The 475-nt window shown below is 62.9% G+C and carries 1 protein-coding gene and 1 pseudogene; both read right to left on the reverse strand.

The annotated features are described in order from the left end of the window. Positions 1-280 (reverse strand): heavy-metal-associated domain-containing protein (locus C5C07_RS20615; protein WP_147302089.1); only part of this gene is annotated, 280 nt, incomplete at its 3' end. A gap of 60 nt (positions 281-340) precedes the next feature. Further along, positions 341-475: pseudogene (locus C5C07_RS22045) on the reverse strand (transcriptional regulator); the annotation flags it as partial.

The raw sequence follows: 475 nt of genomic DNA on the forward strand, positions 1-475 counted from the left end.
CGCCCTCGGCGTCCGAGCCCCCGACGACCTCGTAGCCGGCGCCTCCAATCGCCTTGACTACGTCGGCTTCGCTAGTTCGATCAGGGTCGTACGTGACGTTGGCCGTGCCGGTGGTCGGCTGGAGCGTGGCGTCAGTAATCCCGTCGACACGCTGGAGGCTCTTGTCCACCTTTTGGGCGCAAGAGGGACAGTCCATCTCGGGAACGGCGAGGCGGGCGGTCAGCTCATGTCGCTGTCCGCCGCCGCTCGTTCCTCCTGCTGCGTCCGGATTCTCTGTCACTACCTCACGGTAGGAGCGGGAGTTCGATATGTCTTTGTTGGAATATTCCAACTGCGCCCCTCAGTGTGATGCCAGCCGTTCTTCAGCTACCCGCTCTCCGGCGACATGTTGCTTCGCCAAATGTTCTTCCGCCCGACGGAGTCGGTAGGTGAGTGTTGACCGTGGCACGTCGAGATGCTCGGAGAGCTCGCCGAC

Source organism: Haloferax sp. Atlit-4N (assembly GCF_003383025.1).
Classification (GTDB): domain Archaea; phylum Halobacteriota; class Halobacteria; order Halobacteriales; family Haloferacaceae; genus Haloferax; species Haloferax gibbonsii.